Annotated in this window: 15 protein-coding genes; 2 read left to right on the top strand and 13 right to left on the bottom strand. The window is 58.2% G+C overall.

Annotation, left to right across the window (positions count from 1 at the left end):
* Positions 1 to 258: 258 nt before the first annotated feature.
* The 3 genes from ACSQ3I_RS27780 to ACSQ3I_RS27770 form a co-directional block, all read right to left on the bottom strand.
* Positions 259 to 807: a hypothetical protein gene (locus ACSQ3I_RS27780; RefSeq protein WP_436004382.1), complete on the bottom strand. Its 549-nt coding sequence runs from the start codon at positions 805 to 807 to the stop codon at positions 259 to 261.
* Positions 808 to 1,045: 238 nt separating this feature from the next.
* On the bottom strand, positions 1,046 to 1,264 hold the full coding sequence (locus ACSQ3I_RS27775) for a ribbon-helix-helix protein, CopG family (RefSeq protein WP_436004380.1): 219 nt from the start codon (positions 1,262 to 1,264) through the stop codon (positions 1,046 to 1,048).
* 1 nt (position 1,265) lies between these two features.
* Positions 1,266 to 1,907, bottom strand: coding sequence for an AAA family ATPase (locus tag ACSQ3I_RS27770; protein ID WP_436004378.1), 642 nt, complete (start codon positions 1,905 to 1,907; stop codon positions 1,266 to 1,268).
* A gap of 155 nt (positions 1,908 to 2,062) precedes the next feature.
* Between ACSQ3I_RS27770 and ACSQ3I_RS27765 the strand changes: the two genes are divergently transcribed.
* Entirely contained in the window at positions 2,063 to 2,329 is a 267-nt protein-coding gene (locus tag ACSQ3I_RS27765) for a hypothetical protein (protein ID WP_436004376.1), read from the top strand.
* Complete coding sequence (locus ACSQ3I_RS27760; protein WP_436004374.1) at positions 2,326 to 2,685, top strand: hypothetical protein; 360 nt, start codon at positions 2,326 to 2,328, stop codon at positions 2,683 to 2,685. Before ACSQ3I_RS27765 ends, ACSQ3I_RS27760 begins: the two co-directional genes overlap by 4 nt.
* On the opposite strand, the gene ACSQ3I_RS27755 is transcribed toward ACSQ3I_RS27760, so the two are convergent.
* The 10 genes from ACSQ3I_RS27755 to ACSQ3I_RS27710 form a co-directional block, all read right to left on the bottom strand.
* Complete coding sequence (locus ACSQ3I_RS27755) at positions 2,660 to 4,309, bottom strand: terminase large subunit (RefSeq protein ID WP_436004372.1); 1,650 nt, start codon at positions 4,307 to 4,309, stop codon at positions 2,660 to 2,662. The genes ACSQ3I_RS27760 and ACSQ3I_RS27755 overlap by 26 nt on opposite strands.
* A gap of 109 nt (positions 4,310 to 4,418) precedes the next feature.
* Positions 4,419 to 4,757, bottom strand: a complete 339-nt coding sequence (locus tag ACSQ3I_RS27750) for an HNH endonuclease (protein ID WP_436004370.1) — start codon at positions 4,755 to 4,757, stop codon at positions 4,419 to 4,421.
* Positions 4,754 to 5,593 (bottom strand): hypothetical protein, encoded by an 840-nt coding sequence (locus tag ACSQ3I_RS27745; RefSeq protein ID WP_436004368.1) that lies wholly within the window; start codon positions 5,591 to 5,593, stop codon positions 4,754 to 4,756. Before ACSQ3I_RS27745 ends, ACSQ3I_RS27750 begins: the two co-directional genes overlap by 4 nt.
* Positions 5,590 to 5,898 carry a transcriptional coactivator p15/PC4 family protein gene (locus ACSQ3I_RS27740; RefSeq protein WP_436004366.1) on the bottom strand — a complete coding sequence of 103 codons (309 nt, stop codon included), beginning with the start codon at positions 5,896 to 5,898 and terminating at the stop codon, positions 5,590 to 5,592. The genes ACSQ3I_RS27745 and ACSQ3I_RS27740 overlap by 4 nt, the downstream gene beginning before the upstream one ends.
* 244 nt (positions 5,899 to 6,142) lie before the next feature.
* Positions 6,143 to 6,529 (bottom strand): hypothetical protein, encoded by a 387-nt coding sequence (locus ACSQ3I_RS27735; protein WP_436004364.1) that lies wholly within the window; start codon positions 6,527 to 6,529, stop codon positions 6,143 to 6,145.
* Positions 6,526 to 6,936: a hypothetical protein gene (locus ACSQ3I_RS27730; protein ID WP_436004362.1), complete on the bottom strand. Its 411-nt coding sequence runs from the start codon at positions 6,934 to 6,936 to the stop codon at positions 6,526 to 6,528. The genes ACSQ3I_RS27735 and ACSQ3I_RS27730 overlap by 4 nt, the downstream gene beginning before the upstream one ends.
* 10 nt (positions 6,937 to 6,946) lie before the next feature.
* Positions 6,947 to 7,540, bottom strand: a complete 594-nt coding sequence (locus ACSQ3I_RS27725; protein ID WP_436004360.1) for a phage head-tail connector protein — start codon at positions 7,538 to 7,540, stop codon at positions 6,947 to 6,949.
* Positions 7,541 to 7,717: 177 nt separating this feature from the next.
* The gene (locus tag ACSQ3I_RS27720; protein ID WP_436004358.1) at positions 7,718 to 8,953 is read right to left on the bottom strand and encodes a phage portal protein; all 1,236 of its coding nucleotides are present in this window, start codon (positions 8,951 to 8,953) and stop codon (positions 7,718 to 7,720) included.
* Positions 8,954 to 9,511, bottom strand: a complete 558-nt coding sequence (locus tag ACSQ3I_RS27715; protein WP_436004356.1) for an HK97 family phage prohead protease — start codon at positions 9,509 to 9,511, stop codon at positions 8,954 to 8,956. It abuts the gene before it with no gap.
* A 12-nt stretch (positions 9,512 to 9,523) separates the two neighbouring features.
* Positions 9,524 to 10,670, bottom strand: a 1,147-nt coding sequence (locus tag ACSQ3I_RS27710; RefSeq protein ID WP_436004354.1) for a phage major capsid protein, incomplete at its 5' end; no start/stop codon positions are given.

Raw genomic sequence — 10,670 nt, 5'->3', positions numbered from 1 at the left:
TCCGCGATCGTGGTTTTCAGCTCGCCGAACTTCTTGTCCTCATCGGTGGAGAGGTCGCGCTTTTCGGTTTCGGCCTTATCGGAAATGCCGCGCATCTCGGCGACGGCGGCGGCGCGGGCTTCTTGCAGTTCATGCAATTTGGGCATTGAAATAAGCTCCATCAGGCGGCTTTGCCGCACAGGGACCGGACAGTCATCACGACGTTCGATCGGTTGAAACAGGAGCGGGCCGGCAAATTTGCTGACCCGGCATTGAATATTAGAGCGACTTTTCGTCGTCCTCTTCGCCGAGAATACTCATCTCGTAAGCGATCTGATCCGCGATGATCTCGCGAACGTGTTTGATGTAGAAATCGATGGTAAAGATCACTCGGCCAATACCGGGATAATGCCAGCCGGTCGGGTGCTTTTCATTCGGCGTCTCGTGTTCCGGGTCATACACCTTGATCTCACCCGGCTTGGCCGGGATAAGCGACTTGTTCGGGGTGAAGAACGAGCTTCCGAACTGGCCCTTGATAAAGATGATGCGCTCGGCCGGCTCCGAAGTGTCGAGGATAGCCGTAGTGCCCATTTCACACGAAAGGCGACCAGCCAGAGTGGCCGGAATGCCGAACTCGGTCAGGCGAGCGAAGAAATAGAGCGGAAGCAGCTCACCTTCGGTGAAAATGCGAGCCGCACCCGAACGGGTCGAGGGTGCGCACGGATAGGTGCCACTTGCGACGGCATCATTGAACCTTACGCGGTCCAAATTCACGATCCGGCACGCCATGGCGGCACGGATGCGTACAGGGTATTTTCGAGTTTCCAATTCGCCCTCCTGTGGCGGCGGTTTCAACACTACGGCACGACCTATAGCGCAAACCTGTGGTGAAGGGCAAGAGGTTTTTGCCACTCTTTCCACAGCAAGTATTTTTTGTGGGACAAACGACGAACGAAGCACACGAAAAAGCCCGGCTATACTGAATAGCCAGGCTCATCGGAAAATATGACTTTGAATTCGCGGTTACGACTTCAATTCTACTATGAAATCAGTTCCATAAACCGCATTACGCATCTAACATTTTGCTCGACGCAACGTGCAGCCAGGCGGAGCGGCTTATACCCATTCGCTTTGCGTCGGCATCAATCCTCGCCAACAGATCATTGTCCATGCGAAGGTTGACCACGGACTTTCCACCTTCCTCCTGCTTAGGCTTCTCATTCTTTGCGATAAAAGCCTCTGCCTTTTTTTCATCGGCCTTCTTAGGTGGCATCTTGATAGCCATATCATATCCCCCGTGTGTACAACGCATTTACAATGGATAGAATTTCACCACAAGCCTTTGCATCTTTTGGCGAGAATTCAAGAACGGACAGCCCGGCCGAAAATGCGTTAGGGAACGCTTTTCTCCTAACGACAGAGGTCGATAAGGGCTCAAGTCCATCCAGCGCGCTTAGAGCCGCAGTAGCGTCCTCATTATCCCTGCCCTGGGCATCCGCCACATTCAGCAAGGCATAACCCTTTAGACCCTCATTCACCTCACGCGCTTCCTGAACAAGAGCGGCAATCTGCTCACCCGCCCATAGATCAACGCTGCGTGGCTGGAAGGGAACGAGGATAGCGCCGGCAACCGTCAAAGCCGCACGAAGGCTGCCAGTATCACGGCCACCAACGTCAATGATGATCTCATCATACTTAGCCGAAAGCTGCTTCATTTGTTGACGGATAGCCGCCCCATGAAGTTGAACGGTCGTTAACTTCGAGACTTCTAAATCTGACCGAATGCGAGCGAATGTCGATGCGCTTGCCTGGTCATCACCATCAATCAAAAGAACGTCACGGCCGCGCTGCGCAAGAGCAACAGCGATATTCACGGCAAGCATGGTTTTGCCAACGCCACCCTTGATATTCCCGACCGCCAATATCATTGCCAAAACTCCGTTATATGGCATTTGTGTATACAACGGATATTAACTGAGGGTTAATAGTGTTGCAAGTGACAACACAAATGTGCAATGTAAGCGGGCCGGGCGGGTGCTGGAACACCCGTTGACCGGCCCTAACCTCGCCAATGGAGTAAGCCATGGCTAAGGCTACCGCCACGCATAGCACAGAACCGACCAGAGATCGCCATGACGTGATTTCCGACCTCGAAGGAATTGTCGCAATTTCTCGCGGCCTAGGAGATGCGATATTTGAGCTGGCAACCACAAAAACCAATCCGGAACGACGCCTCACCGCCATCGTCGCGATTGCCACCACACTCGAACACCAGCTCTCGGCCGGTCGAGACTCGATAATGGAGCTATACGACCTCTACTTCGCCGAGAAGAAGGAGGGAGGGGAATGAGCGATCCCAACCAATCCTTGAGCACGCAAGACTATGCTGCATTAGAATTCCAGCCGTGGAACCCAGACAAACAACTCGAAGAGGAGCTTTCACCAGCTAACTTCAAGTCGTTCGGTGAGCATTGCCGCCTCGCGTATTCGCTGACGCTCAAAACTAAAGAACACCTCATAACAGCAAGCAGAGAGTTTGGTGAAGATGAGGCCATCGCCTTACTTGACGCCCTCATCTTCACTTCGGAACAAGCTATGGCCTTCATGGAAATCATAGACACCGCGCGCATTCGCCTCACGTCCGCTTTGTCCGTCATAGCCATGGATGGAGGGGAATTCTCTATCGAGAAGCGCCAAGCGAAATAAGGCCTCGCGTCTTGTAGACGCTGTCTTTCTTCGGCGCGACCTTCACGGCCGCGCCGATGGCCATCGTCGCCGCCACCAGGCCGTCAATGCGGCCCGTGTTCCTCTCTTTTACCAGTTTTCGCGCGCCGGTCGGGTCGGACACGGTGACCGCATTCGAGACGCACATATCGAGAACCGGATGGCCGGGATGGTGCAGTTCGCGGCGAAGCACGGCCGTCTCGACTGCATCGATCGCCGGCCCCATATCCTTCCAGCCCTGCCCGAATTCTTGCATCTCTATCTTGACGCTTTGCTCGGCCATGATCCGGCGCACCTCGTCCAGTCGCCAGCGATCGGCCGCGCAGAACTGGACCTGATATTCTTTCGTCAGCTCGGCCATGCGGTGAACAACGAACGTCTTGTCGATCGCGCGGCCCGGCGTGGCTTCAATGAAGCCCTGACGGACCCACAGTCGATACGGCACATGGTCGCGGCGCTCGGCTTCCTCGATATTCTCGGCCGGCATCCAGAACCACGCCCGAAGCTCCTGAAGGGCAGGGAACCATGCGGCGAGTGCTGTCAAATCGGTTGTCGAGCTGAGATCGAGGCCAAGGATGCAACGCTGATTTGCCAGCGGATTGCCAAACAAACCATAATCTCCGCTATCCGACTGCTTGCATGCATTCCAATCGCGGGCATTGAGGAAGCGCGCCGTCGCATCGACGGGCTGATTGAGGTAAAGAAGCCGGAACGCCGGTTCACGCGCCGGCAGGGCCTTAGCGGACGCCGCTGCGGCCCGCATTTCTTCCAGAGATCGGAAGTCGCCAAGGGCGGGATTGCATGCGAACCATGTTTCCTCGGCCCACGGGTCGGCGTCATCGGGCGCGGCAAAGATGACGGGCAGGAACGACGGATCTTCAATCACGCCGTCGAGTACCCGTTGACCGTACTGGACTAGTTCGGACATGACCGAATTTTTATCGTGCGATTGCGTCGAGATCGTCACGAAGAGCGGTTCGGCGCGCGCCGCGCCGCCCGTGGTCAGGGCGTCATAAAGATCACGTTTCGGCCACTGCGCCAGTTCGTCCAGGACGGCGAATGACACGTTCAAGCCGTGCGCCTTCTTCGCGTCGGACGAAAGCGCCTCATAGGTCGAGCCGGTGACGACATCTTCAAGGGTTTTCGAGTGCTCGCGGATGATAATCCGATCGGACAGCTCAGCGTCGGCGCGGACGAAGGCGATCAACTCGCGAAGGATCAGCGCGGCTTGCTTTCGGTCGGCCGCAGCGGAATAAACCTGCCCGCGCTGCTCGGCCTCCGACCCGACCAGATGGCAGAGCGCTAGCGCGGCCGCGAGCTGCGTCTTGCCATTTTTTCTCGGGATCGTAAGCAACACTTGCCGCTTAATGCGTCGGCCGTCAGGGCCAACGGTATAGATCGCCTCGATGATCTCCTTTTGCCAAGGGCGCAGGATAAACGGCTTTCCAGCATGCATGCCGCTTGTGATTTTCAGTGTCTCGATGAAGGCGATCACGCGCGCCGGCCGAGACAAGCCGCGCTTTTCCCACGGCTTAGTTTTCCGCCGAGTTTTGGAAATTTCCGTCACAGCCTTGACTGGTTTCGCACCAATTCCGCGTCTACCCATGGTCCATCATCCTTGCATCGTTTGTATACACAAACACTATACACCTAATCCTCAATGAAAAGTAAGTGTCTTCGTGCCTCCCCGACGGTCCAGCCCCCGGCTAAAGATGCTATGTTTGAACCCCCCTCGCCCCTCTCTTCGGCCCGCCTGTGTACCAAGGATGCTTCGGGTCGCGCGGCGATCCGTCCTCAAAGCAGCCCTTCACTACCAGCTTGCCACCATTGCGGCGCTTACCGCTCGGCAGCTCCTTCACAGACCTGTCATGCTCGCCACACAGTGACCGCAGGTTCGCTATCGCATCCTTGCCGCCGTCACGGCGGCGCACGATGTGGTCAACCGTCGTGGCCTTCTTCCCACAGCCGCGCACCACGCACATGCCGCCATCCTTCGCCAGCCGCGCGGCCCGCAGCTTCCGCCATTCCGGCGTCTTATAGTACGGGTCTGTCATCCCCACTGCCTCCTGTTAGGAAGCTCGACATTCGCCCCCTCTTCCTTCTCATAAGCCCCCTTTTTCAAGGGCAACCCCGCACGCAAACGTTGCCAACCGTCTTCAAGATCAACCGGTTTGTCGTATATAGAGGGTAATTGTATATCGGTCTTTGAGGTGTGCTTTTTCTTGCACCCTGTCAGCAGGGAAGGGGGCATGCGCCCCGCAAACATGTCCATTATGCGCCACTCACCTTCGGCTACCGCCTCAAGGGCAGGAGCTTCCGAAGGCGTATAGGACAACCAATTCACCCACTCTCGTGAGATGATCTTGATGCGGTTAGATAGGCTCTTGGCACCCTTCCGAGGGCGATACTCAACATGGAGCAACAACGGCGGGCGGTCACACTCCGGAAGCTTCATGATCGCTGAAGAACGCCAGGCTGCTGTAGCAATCGCATACTGGACAGTTCGCACGCTGATGCCGGCAATGCTCGCGATCTTCTCAATCGGGAGATCGCACGCACCATTCTTCATAACCTCTGCTGCGATGACGCTTAGAGCCGCCCGCTCCCCCTCAGTGAACCACTGACGCAACCAGTATGGGATACGGCCATCGCCACCTCGCATACGCTTCCTGTGGCGTGACTTGGTGCGGTCATAGACACGTTTTTGTCGCGCACGTTCGCCGTAAGGACCGTGCCCGTCAGGATGACGACGACCAGCCCAGTTGGGCTGGCGGGTAGCGCGCTTGGTTTCAAACTGACCAGACATGATGGCGTCGATCTGGCGAGCATCAAACTGTCTGCGCATGAGGGAGCTATTCAGCAATGCAGCCGAGGGAGTGTAATCGCTCATTGGTCACCCTCAATCAAGCCAAGGCCGCGAGCCTCTTCGAGGGCTTTTGACATCGCTTCGGCCAAGCATGCCAGGTGCTTAACGCTGAGTGTGAGGCCGGTCTTGCCCGGCCGCATTTCATCATTGCCATCCCGATACCAGATACGAGCATTGACCGTGTGACGGCCGTTGTACTGGTCAATAGCAACACGCACTGTCTCGCGTGAGTTGCGTTCCCATTCAGCAATGACAAGCGGATACGCCGCGACAGGCGCACGATCAGTCGAACGCGTTGACAACGCGCTCTCGTTATGGCTTATGGACATAGCTTATCGACCCTCCTTTAGGGTTCTCAAAGCCGCCCTTGCAGGGGCGACCCGGTTCAAGACACCGAATTTCAGGCCTCGTTGGATTGCCGTCCGCGAGGCCTAATTCGTTTCTAGCGACTCGGTTTTCATCGCTAGACCCGTCTCGACTTAGCCTGTTTTGCGCGGGAACGCCAAACCACGACATAAGCCGAGGTAGAGCGGTATCATAAACCTGTTGGATTAGACAAGAGGTTGAGGGCATTTATCCCATCACCTTGATCTCTATGCGCACAACCTCGTCACGATCATAGATCGCATCAACGCTCTCAATAGCTGCATAGCGACCTCGAAACGTTACGCTGCCCGATCTATCGGGCAGGTTAGGGTCTTCTGGCGGAAACGTACCGTTGGGAACGACCTTCGGTTCCGCTCCCGGAAACCCACTATTTCTGAGATCGGTCGGAGACAGGATAATCATGTAATTCGTCTGGGAAATTCCACCGATCAGGCGCTCTTGGCCGAACGTCTTCACAATCCCGCGCGTTTGCACAATCTGGTGAGACGTAGAGCCAGTCTGATGCCGTAGCGTGATCCATTCACCACGGCGGCGGAGCTGACGGTCCAAGCGGGCGACGAGCGAGTGTTTCATTTCGCATCGAGCCTCAGCCGAACATAGGTATTGGAATAGTTGCCGGCAGACACCACGACGGCCCGCATCGTCGCGCCGAGGATACCGTCAACAAACGTATTATCCGGAAGAGAAGCCTGTGTCGGAGTAATCGGTACGGTGACCGGCGTTCTAGCCGACAGATTGATCACCTTGACCGCGCTGGCCGTAGTGAAGGCGAAGCAAGCCACATCGATCCAAGTCAGGCCATTATCAAGAGAGACCTGCGCATAGACCTTACAGCTCGCGCCACCGCTGCCATACGTGAACTCACACTGCAGTGTCGCAGCGAGGATACCAGCGAGCTTAATATTTGCTGTCTGCGCCTCGCCAGCCAAGGCCGTGGTGAGCTGACGCGAAAGCAACGTGAAAGAACCAGGGTTGAGCATAGGCATCACCTCACTTGAATTTGCGGAACTGTTTCAACAGAGAGAGCACATCGGGCGGCATATGCATGTCGTCTCGATTGGCGAAGTAGGAAGACGAAGACACGTCGCTGACGCTTTCCGAGCGCAACATCGGGTCGCGATCGGCTGACATGTAGTAGGATTTCACGAGCTGAATGCAGGCCTGCTGCAGCGCCGGCGGCGTATCCTGCGGCAGGTTATAACCTGCGCTATAGGTCACCACGATCTTGTGCGCCGCCCACCAGCATTGCCGGTCACCATTGAGGCGCAACAACATGCCTTTCGGCTTATCGATCTCATAATCAGGAACGGCAACAACATTGCCTTTTTCCGTAATCGAGACGATATCGACAACAGGATAGCGGCTAAGGATCAACTCTTCCCGCCAGCCATCCGGCCGGAATTGTTCCTGAACGGTTTCCAGTGCAAAGACACGCCTGCAGTGTCGTGCGATCACGTCCGATGCACGATCAAGGAAGCCCTGCAAAGCTTCATCGTCAGACTGATCAACGATGCCCAGGGCGGAGCGAACCGCGCTGAGATCAACCAGATTGAAAACTGTGGCAGGAGTAATAACAGTCAGCATGATGCACCTCGCAGGGAAAGAGGGGTGCCGATCGCGGGGTGAAAGGAGCCTCCCCCATCGGCAGACGGGGTTGTTTGGGAGGCAGAGCCGCGACACTCACCGTCTTGTCGCACCCATGCGGCGTTGAAATCCGGGCGAAGCGTAGAAACCCCGGAAAAGCCACCAACGCGGGCCGCGCTATTCTTCGGCATTGTTACCTCCGCCACGATCAGCGACGGGCTGCGCCGTCTGCTCTTGCTGCATGTTGGCGGGAGCGAAATATTCGTCGCCGGCCGGATCGGCCCGGCGGTTCTGCTTTTCAAAGCGGCGCAGCTCGTTCGCATTGTAAACGCCGATTTCACGGGCGATGCGGTAGGCCTGAAACCGCGTCAGCATGTCGCCGCGCAACAGGAGATCGCAGTCAAATTCGACTTCCAAGGCGCGGCGCGAGATCGAGGAAAACAGGTTGCGCTCGATGGCGCGTTCCCACTTGTTCAGCCATGGCATGATGGTGTGCGAGTAGAACCAACGGCCGACTTCCGAGATAGAGGAATAGTTGCCGCCCTCGAAATCACCGATCACGGGCGGCGGGACACGGAAGATACGGGCAAGCGCCATGGTGGAAAACTTGCGGCTTTCCAGCATTTGAGCATCGTCGGGCGACACGCTCACCTGTTGCCACTTCAAGCCCTCCTCGAGCACGGCGACAGCGCCGGCACGATCCACGCCGGAATAGGTCTGCTTGAAGTCCCGTTGCAGGCGGTCGGCTGCTTCCTCGCCGATCGCCTCCGGATGCGACAGGATGCCCGACATGGAAGCGCCATTCTTGAAGGTGGAAGCGGCGTAGCGTTCGGTCGCGATCGCCGATCCGAAGGTTTCACGGGCGCGGGCCAGTCGGGATTTACCCACAACGCCGTCGTCGGAACGGTCACGAAGGTGGAACATCTCTTCCGGCAGCAAACGGCGCGTCCCGCCTTCCGGCAAGCTCACGTCATAGGCATAGCGGCCGGTGCGCGGGATACGCACGACGCTTACGTGGTCGGGATGGTAGGGGATCAACTCGACAGGAGCGCCCCGGCCGTCGCGGACGATCTCGGCATAAGCATTGCCGCGCAAGAGGCAGTGCGCGGTCATCATTTCGATGAACTCGCTCGCCGTCTGACGATCGTTGACATCGCCGCCGAAGATCTGCGCCACAGGGTGCGCTGGATCCTGTGAGCGGTCACCGTCGCCGAGCTTGCGATAGACCAGCAGCGGCAGCATGCCGACAGTCTCGGAGATCACTTGGACGCACGAGAAGACGACAGACAGGTTTTCAGCAAGGAAGGGCGACACGGGAACGCCGGCATCAGAGCCGTAATCGGCTCCGGTGCGCAGCAAATCCCACGACGACGGCGCAGACCGCTCTTCAGTCGAGATCGTGGCGGTTTCCATTTAGATCGTCTCCAAGAAGCGGCGCAGCGCCCGAAGGCGAGGCATCGGCAGGAACTGCAATTCGTAGGAGCGGCGGGCCACGTCGGTATCGAGGTAAGCGGGCTGCGCCGTGATGGTGACCTCGTGCAAATCCACGTCGATCAGCTCGCGGACAACCTGACTGCCCCTGACCTCCCATCGATCGCCACCCTTCGGGACGCTGAAAGCGAAGGACGCGCCGCGCACGTCGCCGCGCTCGACACTGACGATCAGGTCACGGGCGGCCGACGTATCGGGAACGTCGATTTCGAAGGCCAGGCCACGACCATCTTCCTGCAGGCGAAGCGTTCCGGCCGAGCGACGGCCGAGCACGAGTTGCGGCATATGCTGGACAAGGGCGAGCGGATCGCGATCCGTCGTCAGGGTGCGCTTGAATGCACCGGGCAAGACGATCTCGGTAAAGCCGCCAAGGTCTTGCGAGGGAGAGTTGAACACGGCCGCATGACCGACGAGCCGGGGGGATTTCTTATCCCCTCCGGCCCGAAGCTCGATTGCGACCCGACGCTCTAAAGTCGCCATGGTCGCCTCCCATTAAACGGTGATATCGTCCGCGAAGGCGAAGCTTTCGGGATGACGAACCGCCACATCAACGTCACGCATGGCGCGCACGAGAACGCGGCCCTTGGCATAGGCCGTGGTTTCGTAGGGGTTCAGCAGGATATCGACGCCGGACCAATAGCCGATAAGCAAACTGGACCAATCGCCGAAGATCGCCGTACCGGGCACTGGCGTTCCGCTCGGATCACCAGCCAGGGCGGACGTGACGGCCGCGACATAGCCGGCGAGCTGGCCGGGCGCTTCCATCAGCATCACGCTATCGGTTCCCGACACCTTCGGAGTGCTGCGCAGCTTTTTGACGGCATAGGCATTGAGCGCCCAGCCGAGGGAGCCTTGCAAGGCGTTCGCGGCCTCGACATCGGCGATGAAGCCGAGGATTTTTTCCCAAGACGTTGCGCCGCCCGTCGTGATTTCGGTAACGCCCGACGTGTGTGTGATGCCAACCGGCGTGTTGCCGGTCCCGTCGCCGGTCATGGCCTTGTTGTCGATCGCGCGGGCAATGATCGCCGCGAGATCGTTGCGCACGATCTGCTCGATCGATGGCGAGGCATTCAGGAGGGTGCGGCGGCTGTAGCTGGTCATGGCGCCGACAGTCTTCGGCGCAAGCGTCACGTCATCAAACGACGCATCGGTTTCGGTCAGGGAACCGTCTTCGGCAACCCACTGCGCCGCGGAGCTGCCGGTCTGGCGCGGGATATCGACCGTACCGACAAGGCCGTCCAGAACGGTTGCGCCGAGGCGTTCCGTCGCCAGAGACGAGCGAAGGCGGTCAATGAACAGGTCGGCGCGGTGCGTGTTAGGCACCAGATCGGCCGCGCTGGAGCCGGCCAAGAGAGTGCGGTTTTCCTGCGGCTGCAAGAATACCTGATCGGGAACGGCGATGCCCTGAAAGGCACGGCCGCTGCGCCTGGCGACTTCATTGGAGATTTCGCGCTCGAAACCAGCGTCTACGTCACCGCCACCGAGATCGCGAGGTAGAGCCGAACGGATAGCCTTAACGACGGAAAAATCACGGGCGCGCTCTTCGAACGCACCATCGCCGAGACGGCCATGCACGATAGCCGGCGCGCTGCGCTCGGCGTCGGCGAGGGTCTGAGCACGGCCAATCTTCTTGTCGAGA

It is taken from the genome of Rhizobium sp. LjRoot30 (genome assembly GCF_964253915.1).
Lineage (GTDB): Bacteria > Pseudomonadota > Alphaproteobacteria > Rhizobiales > Rhizobiaceae > Metarhizobium.
This window is presented reverse-complemented; position numbering and strand designations above follow the sequence as displayed.